Below are 15761 nucleotides of genomic sequence, written 5' to 3'. Positions count from 1 at the left end.
TCACCGGATCGACATCAGCGGGCCCGGCGCGCGGCCGCCGGCCAGCGCGGCCGCGTCGGGCAGCAGCTCGGCCAGCTGGGTGGGGTACACCGTCTCCCCGGTGGCGGCCAGCGCGGCGATGTCGGCGGCGTCGCACCAGCGGTGGCCGTGAATGTAGCTGCGCTCCAAGTCGGTTCGGCCCGCACCGGACGGCTCGAACCGCTGGGTGCGGTAGACGAAGTAGAACTCTTCGCTGTCGATCAGCGAGCCGTTGAACTCGAAGACCTCGTCGCGCCGCCAGACCGGACCCACCATCTGCCCCGGCGCCACTTGAAGTCCCGTCTCTTCGGCAAGCTCGCGGGTGGCGGCCTCGGCCAACCGCTCCCCCTTCTGCACCTCCCCGCCGACGGTGATCCACCACTTCGGCGCGCCGCCGCGGCCGATCGCCGGATCGGAACCGCGCAGCAACAGCACCGCGCCCCTCTCGTCGAGCAGCACCACGCGCGCCGACGTGCGGTGGCTGAGCACCCCGTTGAAGGACCCGACGTCGCCGTGGGCCAGCGCGTGCGGGCGCTCGACGATCTCGAAATAGCTTGGCAGCGCCGCGGTTCCGCCGAGACGAAGGGTCCGCACCAGGAATCGCTCGCGCAGCGCAAGGGTGTCCCGGACCGCGTCGTTGTGGAAGCGCCGGGCCAGCACCACCCGGGCCTCGGCATCGGCCAGCTCGGCGATCAGCCCGGCCGGCAGCGCAGCCGGGTCGACGATCGCCAGCGCGGCCGACAGCTCATTCTCGCGCGACTCGCGCTCCTGCCGCGGCGCCGCCTCGGCGGCGTCGGCCAGCGCGGCCAACCGCCTGCCCCCCGGGGCGCCGCCGTAGGCGTCGATGGCGACCGCACGGGCGACCACCGCGCGCCGCGCCAGCGCCCCGTCGAGCGCCTGCCACGACAGGTCGTAGCGGACGTGCAGCCGGTCCAGCCGGTTGGCCGTCTGATAGGCCCAGGCGCCCAGGATCGCCAGCAACCCGACCAATACCGCGACGGCGACGGCGAGCCAGGCCATCAGCTGGCCACCTGAACTTTGGCGCCCGTCGCGGCGACCGTCTCGTAGACGCGCATGATCTGGCTGGCCACCACCGACCAGTCGTAGCGCTGGACGGCGGCCGAACCGGCCGCCACACAGCGTTCGCGCAGCACGTCGTTTTCTAGCACCGAGATAAGGGCGTCGGCGAGCGCAGCGCCGTCGCCGACCGGCACCAGGCACCCCACTTCGCCGTCGCGCAGCACTCGGCGGAAGGCGTCCAGGTCGCTGGCCACCACCGCGGTGCCCGCGGCCATCGCCTCGACCAGGACGATGCCGAAGCTCTCGCCCCCCACATGAGGCGCGCAGTACACGTCGGCGCTACGCATCGCCGACGCCTTCCCGGCGTCGTCGACCTGGCCCAAAAACCGCATGTGCTTGACCAAATCGCCTGCCTCGCCGCGTAATTCGGCCTCGTCGCCGCGGCCGACGATGAGCAGCTGAACGTCCGGGAAGTGCTGGACCACCCCGGGCAGCGCTTCGAGCAGGACCGACATGCCCTTGCGGGACTCGTCGTAGCGGCCCAGGAACAGCACCGTCTTGCCCGGCCGCGGATAGCCGTCCAGCGGGGGCGCCGAGGCGAACGAGTCGACGTCGACGCCGTTGGGTATCTCGACCGCGTCGGTGCCCAGCGCCTCCATCTGCCAGCGACGGGCCAGGTCCGACACCGCGATCCGGCCGACGATCTTTTCGTGCATCGGCCGCAGGATGCCCTGAAAGACCGTCAGGGTCAGCGATTTGGTGGTCGAGGTGTGAAACGTCGCGACGATCGGCCCCTCGGCGATGTTCAGGGCCAGCATCGACAGGCTCGGCGCGTTGGGCTCGTGCAGGTGCAGCACGTCGAAATCGCCTTCGGCGAGCCACTTTTTGACCTTGCGGTGGGTGGCCGGGCCGAACCGCAGCCGGGCCACCGAGCCGTTGTAGGGAATCGGGACGGCCTTGCCCGCGGAGACGACGTAGTCCGGCAGGGCCGCATGCGGCGAGGCCGGCGCGAGGACGCTCACCTGCTGCCCGCGCTGGCGCATCACCGCGGCGAGCTGCAAGACGTGCGACTGCACCCCGCCCGGGACGTCGAACGAGTAGGGGCAGACCATCCCGATGCGCATCAGGTCTCCCTGAGCCGCGCCTGCCTGGCTTCAGACAGGTCGGCCAGCCACTGCGGTTGCAGCATGTGCCAGTCTTCGGGGTGCGCGGCGATGTTCTGCGCGAACCGGTCGGCCAGCGCCTGGGTGATGGCGCCGACGTCGCCGCTGCTGCAATCCAGTGGCGGGAACACGTGAAACCCCCAGCCGTCGCCGTCGAACCAGCAGTGCACCGGAAGCAACGCCGCCCCGGTCGCGACCGCCAGCTTCGCCGGTCCGGCCGGCATCCGGGTGGCCTCGCCGAAGAAGTCGACCTGCACACCGGTGCGGGTGAGGTCGCGATCGGCCATCAGGCACACCAGTTGGTTCGCCCGCAGTCGATCGCACAGTACATCGAATGGCGGCCGTTCGCCTCCGGACAGCGCCAGCACCTCGAAGCCGAGACTCTCGCGATAGCGGAGGAAGCGCCGGTACAACGAGTCCGGCTCCAGCCTCTCCGCGACGGTGGTGAAGGTGCCGCGCGTCTGGGTGAACCACACCCCGGCCATGTCCCAGTTGCCGCTGTGGGGCAACGCGCAGATCGCGCCGCGGCCCGTGGTCAGCGCTGCGTCCAGGTTGCCGGCGCCCTGGAACGCGGCGTCGAGTTCGCCGGCCAGCGCGCGCAGATCCATCGACGGCAGGCGAAAGGTCTCCCGCCAGTAGCGGCCGTAGGAGGCCAGCGACGCCCGCATCAGGTGGCCGGGCACCTCGGCCGGCGTGACGCCGATCACCCGGGCCAGGTTCTTGCGCAGCTGTTCGGGGCCGCCGCGCCGCGCCGCGTAGCGCGCCCCGGTCTCGAACGCCGAGCGCGCCGCGAATTCGGGCATCGCCCGCACGGCCATCCAGCCGGCCGCGTACGTCCAGTCGCTCACGGTCCCGGACACCAGGCGCCGCGGCGCGGTGATCAAACCCAGCCCCGGGATCACGGCATGTGCTCCGTCGCGCCGGGTGAGGCCCACACCGTGCGCACGCGTTGCACGCAGGTGATCACGCTGGCCGCCGCCAGCAGCCACATGGCCACCGGCAGCGCGGGCGGCCAGGCGACGAACGGGAAGTCCGCCACGCCGGCGCCGACCAACACGATGATCAGCCGTTCCGGGCGTTCGATGATGCCGCCGTCACCGCGCAGGCCGCTGGCCTCGGCCCGCGCCTTGATGTAGGAGATGACCTGCGAGGTGACCAGGCAGACCATGGTCGCCACCGCGAGCAGCTTGTCGTGCATGCCGAAGGACACCCACCACAGCAGGCCGCAGAACACCGCGCCGTCGCTGACGCGGTCGCAGGTGGCGTCCAGCACGGCGCCGAACCGGGTGCCGCCCCCGCGCTCGCGGGCCATGGCGCCGTCGAGCATGTCGAACAGCACGAAGAACCACACCACGCAGGCACCGGCGAACAACTTGCCCATCGGGAACAGCGTGAGCGCCCCCGCCACCGATCCGGTGGTGCCCAACACGGTGACCACGTCCGGCGTCAAGCCCATCCGCAGGCACGCTTTGGCGGTCGGCGTGGTGAGCCGCGCGAACGCCGCCCGCGAGAGGAACGGCACCTTGCTCATGACTGTTTAGCCCACTCCGCCGCCAGCAGCCGGCGGGTTTCGCGCAGCAACTGCGGGATCACCTTCGAGCCACCGATGATGGTGATGAAGTTCGCGTCGCCGCCCCAACGCGGCACGACGTGCACGTGCAGGTGCTCGGCCAGCGAGCCGCCCGCCGACGTGCCGAGGTTGAGGCCGACGTTGAAGCCGTGCGGTCGCGACACGTTCTTGATGACGCGAATGGCCTTCTGTATGAAGGCCATCAGCTCCGCGCTCTCCTGGTCGGTGAGGTCCTCGAGTTCGGAGACCCGCCGATACGGCACCACCATCAGGTGCCCCGGGTTGTACGGGTAGAGGTTGAGGACGGCGTAGACGAGTTCGCCGCGGGCGACCACCAGGCCTTCCTCGTCCGACAGTCGCGGGATGTCGGTGAACGGCTGCTCGGTCTTGCCCGACGAGTTGGGGTCGCGCTTCATCGGCGCTTCGGCCAGATAGGTCATCCGGTACGGCGTCCACAGCCGTTGCAGGTGGTCACTCTCGCCGACACCGGTGTCCAGGATGGTGTCCTCCGTGCGTTCCGTGGGTTCACTCACCGCCGGTCACCTTCACCAGTTCGGCTGTGGGGGCGGCGTTCTCGCGTTCGGCGATCCACGCCACGATGGCGTCGACGGCGCTGTCGCGGGGCACACCGTTGATCTGCGTGCGGTCCCCGAAACGGAAGCTCACCGCCTTTGACTGGACGTCGCGGTCCCCCGCCAGCAACATGAACGGCACCTTTTGCGCCGTGTGATGGACGATCTTCTTGGCCATCCGGTCGTCGCTGCCGTCCACCTCCACCCGCACGCCGCGCGATTTCAGCTGCGCCGCAACGCTTTCCAGATAGGAAACGTGTTCGTCGGCGACGGGTATCCCGACCACCTGCACGGGCGCCAGCCACGCCGGGAACGCCCCCGCGTAGTGCTCGGTGAGGATGCCGAAGAACCGCTCGATCGACCCGAACAGGGCACGGTGGATCATCACCGGCCGCTGCCGGGTTCCGTCCGGGGCGGTGTACTCCAGCTCGAAGCGCTCCGGGAAGTTGAAGTCCACCTGGATGGTCGACATCTGCCAGCTGCGGCCCAGGGCGTCGCGGGCCTGCACGGAAATCTTCGGGCCGTAGAACGCCGCGCCGCCGGGGTCGGGAACCAGTTCCAGGCCCGACTCGGCCGCCACCTCGGCCAGGGAGTTGGTGGCCTGCTCCCACATCTCGTCGGTGCCGACGAACTTCTCCGGGTCCTTGGTGGACAGCTCCAGATAGAAGTCCTCCAGGCCGTAGTCGCCCAGCAGCTCGAGCACGAACCGCAGCAGCGACGCCAGTTCGCCGTGCAGCTGGTCGCGCGTGCAGAAGATGTGTGAGTCGTCCATGGTGAATCCGCGCGCCCGCGTCAGCCCGTGCACCACACCGGACTTCTCGTAGCGGTAGACGGTGCCGAATTCGAAGAGCCGCAACGGAAGTTCGCGATACGACCGCCCCCGCGACCGGAAGATCAACGTGTGCATCGGGCAATTCATCGGCTTGAGGTAGTAGTCCTGCCCCGGCTTGCGCACCGCTCCGTCGTCGCCCAGTTCGGCGTCGAGGTGCATCGGCGGGAACATTCCGTCGGCGTACCAGTCCAGGTGGCCGGAGGTGTGGAACAGCTGCGCCTTGGTGATGTGCGGGGTGTTGACAAACTCGTACCCGGCCTCGATGTGCTTGCGCCGCGAGTACTCCTCCAGCTCCCTGCGCACCACGCCGCCCTTGGGGTGGAAAACCGCCAGCCCCGAACCGATTTCGTCGGGGAAGCTGAACAGGTCCAGCTCGGCGCCCAGCTTGCGGTGGTCGCGCCGCTGCGCTTCGGCGAGCAGCTCGAGGTGGCGGTCCAGCGCGTCCTGCGATTCCCACGCGGTGCCGTAGATGCGTTGCAGGCTCGCGTTCTTCTGATCCCCGCGCCAATACGCGGCGGAGCTGCGGGTCAGCTTGAACGCCGGGATGTGCCTGGTGGTCGGGATGTGCGGGCCGCGACACAGGTCGCCCCAAACACGTTCCCGGCTGCGGGGGTTGAGGTTGTCGTAGGCGGTGAGCTCGTCACCGCCGACCTCCATGATGTCGGGGTCGCCGGACTTGTCGTCGACGAGTTCCAGCTTGTAGGGCTCGTCGGCCAACTCCGAGCGCGCCTGGTCCTTGGATTCGTAGACGCGCCGCTCGAACAGCTGCCCCTCCTTGACGATCTGGCGCATCCGCTTTTCCAGCGCGGCCAGGTCCTCGGGGGTGAACGGCTCCGCCACGTCGAAGTCGTAGTAGAAGCCGTCGGTGATGGGCGGCCCGATTCCCAGCTTCGCTTGCGGAAACATGCCCTGGACGGCCTGAGCCAGCACGTGCGCGGCCGAATGCCGGATGACGCTGCGCCCCTCGTCGGTGTTGGCCGCGACCGGGACGACCTCGGTATCGACTCCGGGCGTCCAGCTCAGGTCGCGCAGCTTGCCGTCGGCGTCGCGCACCACGACGACCGCGTCGGGTGCCCCGCGGCCCGGCAGCCCCGCCTCCCGCACCGCGGCCGCGGCGGTGGTCCCGGCGGGCACCCGGATAGGGCCTGCTGGGGACGGGTTTGCGGGGGCGCTCATCGCGTGGGTTCTCCTAGGTCGGTGGGTCGACGACCATGCTATCGGGGCGTCTCACGGCCGAGCAGGGCCGTCGAGTAGCGCGCTTGCGCCGACGTGCGAACGGTTCTCCGGATCCGGTCTTGGCTTCCCGTTTTTCGTCACGCCCTCCGGGTAGCCCACGGTGACCGCTCGATCGAGCGAAGTCGTCGCTTGGTACCGCGTGAGGCAGGGAGGCCACCCTATGCAATTCGGTTTGTGCTATTTCCCGACGGACTACGGTATGCGGCCGGACGAACTCGCAGCAGCGGGCGAAGAACGCGGTTTCGAGTCGCTGTTGTTCTGCGAGCACACCCACATCCCGACCAGCAGGAAGTCGCCCTACCCCGGGGGTGGCGAATTGCCCAGGATGTACGTGCACACGTACGACCCGTTCGTCGCGTGCACCGCCGCGGCGGCGGCGACGAGCCGCTTGAAGATCGGCACCGGGGTGTGTCTGGTGGTGGAGCGAGACCCCATCACGACGGCCAAGGAGGTGGCCAGTGTTGACCGCCTTTCCCTCGGTCGTTTCCTCTTCGGGGTGGGAGCGGGATGGAACCGCGAAGAGATGGCCAACCACGGCACCGACCCTCGCGTCCGGATGTCCGTGATGCGCGAACGGGTCGAGGCGATGCGGCAGATCTGGACCAACGACGAGGCGGAATACCACGGCGAGTTCGTCAATTTCGACCCGATCTGGTCCTACCCCAAGCCGGTCCAATCCCCCCTGCCGGTGCTGGTCGGCGGGATGGGCCCCACCGTGGAGGACCGCATCATTTCGTTCGGCGACGGTTGGCTGGCGCAGGACGTCACGCCGGAAAATCTGGACGAGTTCGCCGAGCGCGCGGCCCGATTGCAGCAGCGCGCCGCCGATGCGGGGCGAGCCCGGATTCCGATCAGCCTCTTCGCCGCATCGCCGGACCAGGGCATGGCCGAAAAGTACGCGTCCGCCGGGATCGACCGGTGCCTGTTCCTGCTGCCGGACGGTGACGATTCACAAGTCACCGGGGAGCTCGACAAGTTGGCCGAGCGAATCTCGATCGGGCAGAACGCCTAGGCCGACCGACTTCCAGCGCCCCGCCGTCGGGTCGAGGTCCGCCCGGCCCGGCAGCGCAGCGACGGCGCCCGCAGCGAATTGTCGGCAGAATGGGACGGTGGGGGCGCAGATGGCTTTGGCATTGCTGCTCGCCGCTGTCGGCGCCATCGTGGTGACGAACTGGGTCAGCGACCGCACCGGACTCCCCAGCGCGGGGCTGCTCACCCTCGTCGGTATCGGTTACGGGCTGCTGCCGGGGCCGAACGTCGGCCTGCGGCCCGACATCGTGATGACCTGCATATTGCCGCCTCTGCTGTACAACGCGGCCCTGGAGTCGTCGCTGGTCGGGATCCGCCGCAACCTGCGCACGGTCATCAGCCTGTCGGTCATCCTCGTTCTACTGACCGCGGCTTCGGTCGGCGCCGCCTTCGCCCTGCTCGTCACCGGTGCGACGCTCGCGGCGGGTGCGGTGCTCGGCGCGGCGGTGGCACCCACCGATCCCGTGGCCGCGCTCGCGGTCGCCCGTAAGGTCGGTCTGCCGCTCAACATCGTCACGCTCATCGAAGGCGAGGGGCTGCTCAACGACGCGACTGCGCTCACCACGTTGTCGGTGGCCATCACGGTGGCCAGGGGCGCGGACTTCTCGTTCCCGTTTGCGGTCCGGGAGTTCGCCCTGGCCGCGGTGGGCGGTCTGGTCATCGGGCTGGCCTTCGCTTGGTGTCGGCGCCTGTTGCGGCGGTTCCCGCACGACGTGATGACGGCCAACGCGATCTCGCTGGCCACGCCGTTCCTGGCCTATCTCGCGGCCGAACAGGTGCACGCGTCGGGTGTGCTGGCGGTCGTCGTGTGCGGATTGGTCGTCGGACACGACTCACCCCGCTCGGAGTCGGGCGCGAGCCGGTTGCAGACCCGGGCCGTGTGGCGGCTGGCCAACTTCCTTCTCGAGGGCCTCGTCTTCCTGTTGATCGGTCAGCAGTTTCCGGTCATCCTCGACGGCCTGCGCGGCTACCCGGTGTCGACCATCGTCGTGGCGACCACCGTGACCACCGCGGCGGTGCTGTTGGTGCGGCCGCTGTGGCTGCTGCTCACCCAGTCGCTGCCGCGGTCTCTGCATACCCGGCTCGGCAACGTCACGGGGACCGGCGATGACGACGACGATGATGATGATGATCCGGCCCAACCCAATCCCGGGCGCGACCGCAACGCGGAGAGGCTCAGTGGCCGTGAGATTTTCGTGCTGAGTTGGGCCGGCACCCGCGGCGTCGTCAGCCTCGCCGCCATCTTCGCCGTGCCCTTCACGACCGACAGCGGCGCACGGTTTCCCGTCCGGGATCTCTTGCTGTTCTGCACCCTGGTGGTCGTCCTGGTGACGCTGATCGGGCAGGGCAGCACGTTCGGCCCGGTCGTGCGCGCTCTGGGCGTTCACGCGAAGGCCGTCGACGAAGTGCGCCTCCGTAATCGGGCGCGCACGGCCGCCGTTCGCGCGGCCCTCGACGCCCTCAACGAGCTGGGTCATGGCAGCGAAGCCGACGCAAGGGCGATCGACGCAGTGCGGAGGCAGTTGTGCGCCCGGCTTGAGCGGTACCAACGCCGGCTCGATCTCCTGTCGGATTCCGACGACTTACCCGAGCACCCCGAATACGAGGCGGCCGTGGCGATCCGGCGGGCGGCCATCGATGCCGAGCGCGACGAACTGGTGCGCTGGCGTGACGCCGGCATGCTGCCCGATCGGAGCCTTCGGGTGCTCGAACGCGAACTCGACCACGAAGAGGTGACGCTGCCGACCAGCCGGCTCTGACTCGACTCAGGGCTGGCCGGGCTTGAGCCGCACGAACAGGGCGTCGGCTTCAGTGAGCAGCGTGTCGCCGTCGGTCAGCCGGCCGGAGACGAAGATCTTGCGCCCATCCACCCTGTCCACCCCGGCGTCGAACTGCAATTCCTTTTCGATGGGCACGATGTTGCGGTAATCGATCTTGAGGTAGGCGGTGCGCTGCCGCCGACTCCCGGTGAGAAGGACCGCCGTCAGGCCGAGCACGGTGTCGAACAGCATGCCGAGTGAGCCGCCGTGCACCGCGCCGTTGCGCCCCAGATGGAACCGGGCGAAACGCGCCCAGCCGTGCACGCGGCCGTCGTCACCCTTGCGGGCAGACATCGGAACCGTCAGGACGTTGCCGCGCATCGGCAGGTCCATGCGGCGGCCCGAGGGTGCCGCCCACTCGTCGGCGTCGTACGGGGCGAGCAGCGCCGACAGCTTCTCCAGCTGATTCGCCGCCTCGCTGATGACCTCGTCGGGGGCGTCCACGGCCCGGGCATGGTCCTGCAGCTTGCGCACGGCGTCGATGAACCGGCCGTAGTCGGGGCCGCCCTTGGTCGTCGGTTCGGGCGGGTTGAACCCGCCGCCGGGGTGCCGGTCGTGTCCGCTGATCACCGGGACACCGTATCCGGTGGTCAGACGGTCTTCTGACCTCCGGCGGTCGACAGCGCCTCGAACTCGTCGTCGCTCAGCTCGATCCGGGCCGCGGCGACGTTCTCCTCCAGGTGCGCCACCTTGGACGTGCCCGGGATCGGCAGCATCACCGGCGACCGTTTCAGCAGCCAGGCCAGCGCCAGTTGGGACGCGCTCGCATGGTGCTCGGCGGCGATGCGCTGCAGCGGGCCGTCGGGAGCGGCCAGCGGCCCGGCCGCCAGCGGGAACCACGGGATGAAGCCGATGCCCTGGCTGGTCGCGGCCTCCACCAGCGGCTCGGCCCCTCGGGCCGAGAGGTTGTACATGTTCTGCACCGAAACGATCTCGGTGATCCGCTGGGCCTCCGTGAGCTGATCGACGTTGACCTCGGACAGGCCGATGTGGCGGATCTTGCCCTCGTTCTTCAGCGCCTGCAGCTCGCCCACCTGGTCGGCCAGCGGGAAGTCGCGGTCGATGCGGTGCAGCTGGAACAGGTCGATCGTGTCGACGCCGAGGCGGCGCAGGCTCATCTCGCATTCCTGCCGCAGATAGCTCGGGTTGCCCAGCGGGATCCAGATGTCGGGTCCGGTGCGTAGCAGCCCCGCCTTGGTGGCGATGACCAACCCGTCGTAGGGGTGCAGCGCCTCGCGGATGATTTCCTCGGCGATGTAGGGCCCGTAGGAGTCCGCAGTGTCGATGAAGTTCACGCCGAGTTCGACGGCGCGCCGCAACACGCGGACCGCTTCGTCGCGGTCCGCGGGCGGGCCCCACACGCCTTTGCCGGTCAGGCGCATCGCGCCGAAGCCCAATCGGTTGATGGTCAGGTCGCCGCCGAGCGTGAAGGTTCCGGACGCTTGTGCAACGGTTTCGGAGTTTTGTGCGGTCACTTTTACGACCGTACGCCGGACATCTGGCCCGCATCTCGGCGTGGCAAGCTGGGCGGGTGGACTTAGGGGCGCTCGAGGAACTGCCGTTGACCTACCCCGAGGTGGGGGCGACGGCGTCCGGCGCGTTGCCCGCGGGATACGGCCACCTGCACACGGAGAAACAGATCGGCACCGGGCAGCAGCGCTTCGAGCGCGCCGCCGACGCCGTCATGCGCTGGGGCATGCAGCACGGGGCCCGCCTGCGGGTGCGGGCCAGCTCCGAGGTTGCCGAGGTCGGCACAGTTGTGTTGGTGCGCATGGGTTTTCTGCCCGCGCCGTGCCGGGTGGTGTATGTCATCGACGAGCCCGACATCCGCGGATTCGCCTACGGCACGTTGCCTGGACATCCCGAGTCCGGTGAGGAACGTTTCGTCGTCCGGCGTGACCCCGCTTCTGACGCGGTGTTCGCTGAGGTGACGGCGTTCTCGCGGCCCGCGACCTGGTGGAGCAAGGCCGCCCGGCCCGTGGTGTCGGTGGCTCAGCGCGTCATCGCCAAACGCTATCTGCGCGGGGTCTGAGCCCGGCGGGGTTAGTGGCGCCCGACGCCGCCGTTGTGCAGTTCGTCGCCGAGTGTCACGCCAGCGTGACGATGGCCGCCGAGTGTCACGCCAGCGTGACGGCCCGGGGCGCTACGAGCCCCAGGCCTTCAGCAAACGTTCTGCGCCCGAACACATTTCGTCGATGACCTCGGCCACCGACGCGTCGTCCCGGATCATCCCGACGCCCTGACCGGCATCCACCGGCGCGACCCGGCGGTCGTCGGCGGCGATGGAGGCCTCGAGTTCGTCGCAGGCCTGCGGGTTGAGCGCGTCCTCCTTGCCGGTCCAGCGCTCGACGAAATCGTTGGTCAGCACCCGCGACGGGAATCGCGCCGGCCACGGCCGGGCCTGGGCGACGTCGAAGGCCCGGGTGACCGCGGTGTCGGTGGCCCGGGCCGCGATCAGCGCGCGGCGGCTGCCGTCACCGGAGAGCGCCTCCGGGCACGCGGCCAAGCGGGTGCCCACCCACGCTCCGCTCGCCCCGGCGGCCAGCACGGCGGCCAGGCTGCGCGCCGACGCCACGCCGCCACCGGCGAGGACCGGCACCGAGACGGCGTCCAACACGGTGTCCAGCAACGGGAGCGTCGCCAGCGTCGTCTCACCGTGCCCGCCGCCCTCCGAGCCGCGGGCCACCAGGATGTCGACGCCGGCATCGGCCGCCTGGCGAGCCCCGGGGCCGTCGTATACCTGGGTGGCGGTGGGGATTCCGGCGTCGTGGGCCTTCGCGACCCACGACCAGTCGGTCCCGAAACTGACCGACAGCAGGGCCGGACGCGCCGCCAGGGCGTCCTCGAACAGGCCCGCCTCGGTGCGCATCACCCAATCGACCAAGCCGATGCCGAACGTCCCCCGCACGTGCTGCAGCTGGGTTCTCAGCAGTTCCCTCGTCGCCGCGCTGCCCATGCCCACCATGCCCAGGCCGCCGGCCGCGGTGACCGCCGCCGCCAGCCGGCCGCCGGCAACCCCGCCCATCGGCGCGTTGACGATCGGTACCCGCAGCCCGAATTCCCTCGACCAGGACGTCGAAAGCATGCGGCTAGTGGGCCGAGGGCAGGGTCTTGAGCACCGTCAGCATCACCACCGAATCCTCGACCGCACGCAGGGCGTGCCGGGCCGCCGGAATCGCGACGTAGTCGCCCGCTTTGCCCTCCCAAGCGTCACCACCGGTGGTCAGGCGAACGTGGCCCTGCAGCACCTGCAGCGTCGCCTCGCCGGGGCTGTCGTGTTCGGAAAGCTCATGTCCGCCAAGCAAAGCCAGCACGGTCTGCCGTAGTTCGTGGGTGTGGCCCCCGTGGATGGTGTGGGCGGCGCGGCCGCTGTGCGTCTCCTTGGCCTCCGCCAACTTTTCGGACGCGAGGCTGGTCAGCGAGATCGATTCCATTGCTGTGTCCTTTGCGGTTGAGCGGATGCGATCACCCCGTCAGTAGCAGTATCCCCGCCGCGACAAGCGCGGCTACCTTGACCACCTCGAAGCCGACGTAACCGTAGTGCGCCCGGGAGCGCGGCCCGTCCGCCCCGGCGAGCACGCTGTCGGATCGGCGCGTCAATCGGGGGCGAATGGCGATCAACTGGACGGCGAGCGCTCCCACGGCGACGCACGCCGCCGCGGCGACGCCCGCGGGCGTCGGGCCCGCGACCACGATCGCCACGATCACCAGCGCGAAGCACACCTCGGCGGTATTGAGGGCCCGAAACACCAGCCGCCCGATCCCGAGCCCGATCTGCAACGTCACGTTCGGCGCACGGAACTTCAGCGGGGCTTCCAGGAACGAGATGGCCAGCACCATGCCGAGCCACACGAAGGTGACCGCGACGGCGATCGCCGGACCCGTGCTCACTTGGCGGCCTTCCGCAGCTTCAGGTGCGCCAGGCACAGATCGGGCTCGACGAACGCCTCGAGCCGGTCGACCGAGACGGGCGCGCCCCAGGTCTCCATGGCGCCCTGCATGAGGCCGAGGTGCACGGGGCAGACGACGGTCGTCCGGTTCTCGGCCAGTTCCAGGAAGGGGCAGTGCCGCAGCCCGACCTGCTGCTCTCCGTCGGCCGTCCGGCGTTCGGGCGCGAAGCCGAGTTCATCGAGCATGTTGACCAGGTGGTCGATGGCGTCGTCGGCGCTGGCGGCGACATTCGTCGGGACCCGCTGCAGGCCGGCGTCCAGTCTTCTGCCCCAGGCCCGGCCCGCGGCCACCGCCTTGGCGCTGGCGTCCGGCTCACCGGCGAACGCCGTGGCCAGCACCTCGGCGAGCAGGCGATAGTGTCGCGTCCCGCCGCGGTCCATCTGCCGGACCGCGCGAAACATCAGCGGCGGGCGGCCCGGCCCCTTGCGGTCCAGCTCGACGTGCTCGACCTGCCCGTCGCCGACCAGGGTTTCCAGGTGGAATCGGACGGTGTTGGGATGCACGCCCAGCACGTCGGCGATCGCGGCGATGCTCATGGCGTCGGGCGACGACCGCAGCACCCGCAACACCTCGCGGCGGCGGCCGGCGGACTCTCCGACCGACGTGGGCGGCACATTCACGCGACCCTCACACTCCTTCCGCTTGGCCGGCCCCCGGGTGAACGGCCAGCAAAGGAGTGTCTACACCTATCGGATCCAACTTGGCCGCGCCGCCCGGTGACCCGAGGGGGGCGTCTCGTCCCATCACGTCGATGCACGCGTTCCCGATCACGCACGTCATGCGAGAGAGTTTACACAAGGTTGGTTGTAACAACACGGTTCCGCCGGCATCGCAAGCAACCGTGACCGGTAAACCCTGACGGCGAGGTCTCGATCTAAATGCTTTGAGCCGGAGCCGAATTCGCGCCCTCGGGGTGAGCGAGCCGGTAGACCTCGATCAGCCGGGCCACATCGGTCGGCGTCACGATGCCGACCACCTGGCCGCCGTCGAACACCAGGGCGCGGCTGCGCGGACCGGCGGGGGCCATCCGCTCCAGCAGGGTGGTGAGCGGCTCCTGCGGTGCGCCGGACGGCACCTCCGGCAGCGGCTGCGCGATCTCCCCCACGGTGGCGGTGGCGCGGCGATCGGGCGCGACGTCACGCAACTGGCGCAACGTGATCAGACCCGAAATCGCCCCGCTCTGGTCGACGACCGGGTACGCGGAGTGGCGATCGCCGAGCACATAGCGCTGGACGAAATCGTCGACGGTGATCCATCCGGGCGCGGTGTGCGGGCGGGCGGTCATCGCGTCGGCCACGCGCACCCCGGAAAACATCTGCTGGGTCGAAATCCTCGTCTCCTCTTCGCGACTGGCGGCGAAGATGAACCAACCGATGAACGCCAACCAGACCCCACCCACCAGACCGCCGAGCAGAAACTCGGCCAGCCCCAAGCCAATCAGGACGAAGGCGACCACCCGCCCGGCGTGCGCGGCGCCGATGCTGGCGCGCACGCTGTCGCCGTGGCGGCGCCACAGGAATGCCCGCAGCACCCGCCCACCGTCCAACGGTGCGCCGGGCAGCAGGTTGAACAGGCCCAGCAGCATGTTGATGCCGGCCAACCACGACGCGACCCCGATCGCGATCGGTGATACACCCACCACCGGCAGGACAGCGACCAGGCCGCCGAAGACGGCCGCCAACGCAAGGCTGGTGGCCGGGCCGGCGATCGCGATCCGGAAGGCCGCCGTCGGCGTCTTCGCTTCGCCGCCGAGCGTCGTGACTCCACCGAACAACCAGAGCGTCACGCTGCCCACGGGCACCCCGGCGCGGCGGGCGACGACGGCGTGCGCGAGTTCGTGCGCCACCAGCGACGCCAACAGCACCAGCGCGCCGCACGCCCCGGCCACCCAGTAGGCGGCGGGTGAATACCCCTTGACGCTGCCGGGCAGCATGCTGGCCAGGCTCCAGGTGAACAACCACAGGATCACCAGCACGCTCCAGTGGACCTTCACCGGGAAGCCGGCGATCCGCCCAATCGGGATCGCATCGCGCACCTCGAACCTCCCAAAGTCGTTGCGGGCAGGCGGTCCGCCCGCCGCCTCGTGTCCGAAGGTAGTGCGACGCTTCGGTTGCTACTAGGGTCGTTTGACCCCGGCGTGCGGCAATCGCCGCGGCCGGTCGGCGGTGATGACTTTGGGCCCGATCCGCAATCTCCGCGTGACGGAATACCGGGGCCTTCTCACGTAATTTGGCATGCGGTTCCGGTTGAACAAAGGAGCATGGCGGTTATGGGTGGTATCCCACCGTTGATGTTGACCGACTCTGACGTGGACGCCCTGGCTTGCGAGTTCCTGGAGTCGCGGTATCTCGGCCCCATCTATGCCGACTGGTCTCCCGATCGACGCCTGGACACCTTCCTGCGGCGCCGCGGCCTGGCTCGCGTCGCCGACGACGGCGACCTGTCCAACACCGTCTTGGAGCGCATCATGGGCCACGCGGGCCGCGCCTCGCGGCTGGCGTTTCGGACCGCACCGAGCCTGTAAATCCGCAGACAAACTGCGAGTGCGGG

General features: G+C 69.6%; 17 protein-coding genes and 1 pseudogene. 4 read left to right on the top strand and 14 right to left on the bottom strand.

Features of this window, described 5'->3' with window-relative positions; genetic code table 11:
• From BRW65_RS22810 to thrS, 6 genes are read right to left on the bottom strand one after another with little or no spacing between them, the layout of a single operon-like run.
• Positions 1-1038, bottom strand: coding sequence for an NUDIX hydrolase (locus BRW65_RS22810; protein ID WP_073878562.1), 1038 nt, complete (start codon positions 1036-1038; stop codon positions 1-3).
• Entirely contained in the window at positions 1038-2162 is a 1125-nt protein-coding gene (locus BRW65_RS22805) for a glycosyltransferase family 4 protein (RefSeq protein WP_073878560.1), read from the bottom strand. Before BRW65_RS22805 ends, BRW65_RS22810 begins: the two co-directional genes overlap by 1 nt.
• Entirely contained in the window at positions 2162-3091 is a 930-nt protein-coding gene (locus tag BRW65_RS22800) for a phosphatidylinositol mannoside acyltransferase (protein ID WP_432206450.1), read from the bottom strand. Before BRW65_RS22800 ends, BRW65_RS22805 begins: the two co-directional genes overlap by 1 nt.
• 8 nt (positions 3092-3099) lie before the next feature.
• Complete coding sequence (gene pgsA / locus BRW65_RS22795; RefSeq protein ID WP_073878558.1) at positions 3100-3732, bottom strand: phosphatidylinositol phosphate synthase; 633 nt, start codon at positions 3730-3732, stop codon at positions 3100-3102.
• Complete coding sequence (locus BRW65_RS22790; RefSeq protein WP_073878556.1) at positions 3729-4304, bottom strand: HIT family protein; 576 nt, start codon at positions 4302-4304, stop codon at positions 3729-3731. Before BRW65_RS22790 ends, pgsA begins: the two co-directional genes overlap by 4 nt.
• Positions 4297-6351, bottom strand: a complete 2055-nt coding sequence (gene thrS / locus BRW65_RS22785; RefSeq protein ID WP_073878554.1) for a threonine--tRNA ligase — start codon at positions 6349-6351, stop codon at positions 4297-4299. Before thrS ends, BRW65_RS22790 begins: the two co-directional genes overlap by 8 nt.
• Positions 6352-6571: 220 nt before the next feature.
• On the opposite strand from thrS, the gene BRW65_RS22780 reads away from it, so the two are divergent.
• On the top strand, positions 6572-7423 hold the full coding sequence (locus BRW65_RS22780; RefSeq protein WP_073878552.1) for an LLM class F420-dependent oxidoreductase: 852 nt from the start codon (positions 6572-6574) through the stop codon (positions 7421-7423).
• Positions 7424-7532: 109 nt separating this feature from the next.
• Complete coding sequence (locus BRW65_RS22775; RefSeq protein ID WP_073878550.1) at positions 7533-9200, top strand: cation:proton antiporter; 1668 nt, start codon at positions 7533-7535, stop codon at positions 9198-9200.
• A gap of 6 nt (positions 9201-9206) precedes the next feature.
• On the opposite strand, the gene BRW65_RS22770 is transcribed toward BRW65_RS22775, so the two are convergent.
• Entirely contained in the window at positions 9207-9830 is a 624-nt protein-coding gene (locus BRW65_RS22770) for a PaaI family thioesterase (protein ID WP_073878548.1), read from the bottom strand.
• Between the two features lie 20 nt (positions 9831-9850).
• Positions 9851-10735, bottom strand: coding sequence for an aldo/keto reductase (locus BRW65_RS22765; protein ID WP_073878546.1), 885 nt, complete (start codon positions 10733-10735; stop codon positions 9851-9853).
• 56 nt (positions 10736-10791) lie between these two features.
• On the opposite strand from BRW65_RS22765, the gene BRW65_RS22760 reads away from it, so the two are divergent.
• On the top strand, positions 10792-11292 hold the full coding sequence (locus BRW65_RS22760; RefSeq protein ID WP_073878544.1) for a DUF1990 family protein: 501 nt from the start codon (positions 10792-10794) through the stop codon (positions 11290-11292).
• A 111-nt stretch (positions 11293-11403) separates the two neighbouring features.
• On the opposite strand, the gene BRW65_RS22755 is transcribed toward BRW65_RS22760, so the two are convergent.
• The 6 genes and pseudogenes from BRW65_RS22755 to BRW65_RS22730 form a co-directional block, all read right to left on the bottom strand.
• Entirely contained in the window at positions 11404-12345 is a 942-nt protein-coding gene (locus BRW65_RS22755) for an NAD(P)H-dependent flavin oxidoreductase (protein ID WP_073878541.1), read from the bottom strand.
• A 4-nt stretch (positions 12346-12349) separates the two neighbouring features.
• Positions 12350-12694, bottom strand: coding sequence for a cupin domain-containing protein (locus tag BRW65_RS22750; protein ID WP_073878539.1), 345 nt, complete (start codon positions 12692-12694; stop codon positions 12350-12352).
• 31 nt (positions 12695-12725) lie between these two features.
• On the bottom strand, positions 12726-13151 hold the full coding sequence (locus BRW65_RS22745; RefSeq protein WP_073878537.1) for a hypothetical protein: 426 nt from the start codon (positions 13149-13151) through the stop codon (positions 12726-12728).
• Positions 13148-13831, bottom strand: a complete 684-nt coding sequence (locus tag BRW65_RS22740) for a helix-turn-helix transcriptional regulator (RefSeq protein ID WP_073878535.1) — start codon at positions 13829-13831, stop codon at positions 13148-13150. The genes BRW65_RS22745 and BRW65_RS22740 overlap by 4 nt, the downstream gene beginning before the upstream one ends.
• Positions 13832-13838: 7 nt before the next feature.
• Positions 13839-13952: pseudogene (locus tag BRW65_RS22735) on the bottom strand (ferredoxin family protein); the annotation flags it as partial.
• 133 nt (positions 13953-14085) lie between these two features.
• Positions 14086-15246 carry a site-2 protease family protein gene (locus BRW65_RS22730; RefSeq protein WP_073878533.1) on the bottom strand — a complete coding sequence of 387 codons (1161 nt, stop codon included), beginning with the start codon at positions 15244-15246 and terminating at the stop codon, positions 14086-14088.
• A 258-nt stretch (positions 15247-15504) separates the two neighbouring features.
• Here BRW65_RS22730 and BRW65_RS22725 point away from each other — a divergent pair, with 258 nt between their 5' ends.
• Positions 15505-15735 carry a hypothetical protein gene (locus BRW65_RS22725; RefSeq protein WP_208611912.1) on the top strand — a complete coding sequence of 77 codons (231 nt, stop codon included), beginning with the start codon at positions 15505-15507 and terminating at the stop codon, positions 15733-15735.
• The last annotated feature ends 26 nt before the right edge of the window (positions 15736-15761 follow it).

It is taken from the genome of Mycobacterium paraffinicum (assembly GCF_001907675.1).
GTDB lineage: Bacteria > Actinomycetota > Actinomycetes > Mycobacteriales > Mycobacteriaceae > Mycobacterium > Mycobacterium paraffinicum_A.
The sequence above is the reverse complement of the archived record's forward strand: the minus strand, read 5'-3'. Positions and strand labels throughout refer to the sequence as shown.

What these genes read in the sequence shown, in the direction of transcription:
- BRW65_RS22810 (WP_073878562.1), bottom strand. Translation starts at nt 1,038, where the DNA reads ATGGCCTGGCTCGCCGTCGCCGTCGCGGTATTGGTCGGGTTGCTGGCG.
- BRW65_RS22805 (WP_073878560.1), bottom strand. Translation starts at nt 2,162, where the DNA reads ATGCGCATCGGGATGGTCTGCCCCTACTCGTTCGACGTCCCGGGCGGG.
- pgsA (WP_073878558.1), bottom strand. Translation starts at nt 3,732, where the DNA reads ATGAGCAAGGTGCCGTTCCTCTCGCGGGCGGCGTTCGCGCGGCTCACC.
- thrS (WP_073878554.1), bottom strand. Translation starts at nt 6,351, where the DNA reads ATGAGCGCCCCCGCAAACCCGTCCCCAGCAGGCCCTATCCGGGTGCCC.
- BRW65_RS22780 (WP_073878552.1), top strand. Translation starts at nt 6,572, where the DNA reads ATGCAATTCGGTTTGTGCTATTTCCCGACGGACTACGGTATGCGGCCG.
- BRW65_RS22775 (WP_073878550.1), top strand. Translation starts at nt 7,533, where the DNA reads ATGGCTTTGGCATTGCTGCTCGCCGCTGTCGGCGCCATCGTGGTGACG.
- BRW65_RS22755 (WP_073878541.1), bottom strand. Translation starts at nt 12,345, where the DNA reads ATGCTTTCGACGTCCTGGTCGAGGGAATTCGGGCTGCGGGTACCGATC.
- BRW65_RS22750 (WP_073878539.1), bottom strand. Translation starts at nt 12,694, where the DNA reads ATGGAATCGATCTCGCTGACCAGCCTCGCGTCCGAAAAGTTGGCGGAG.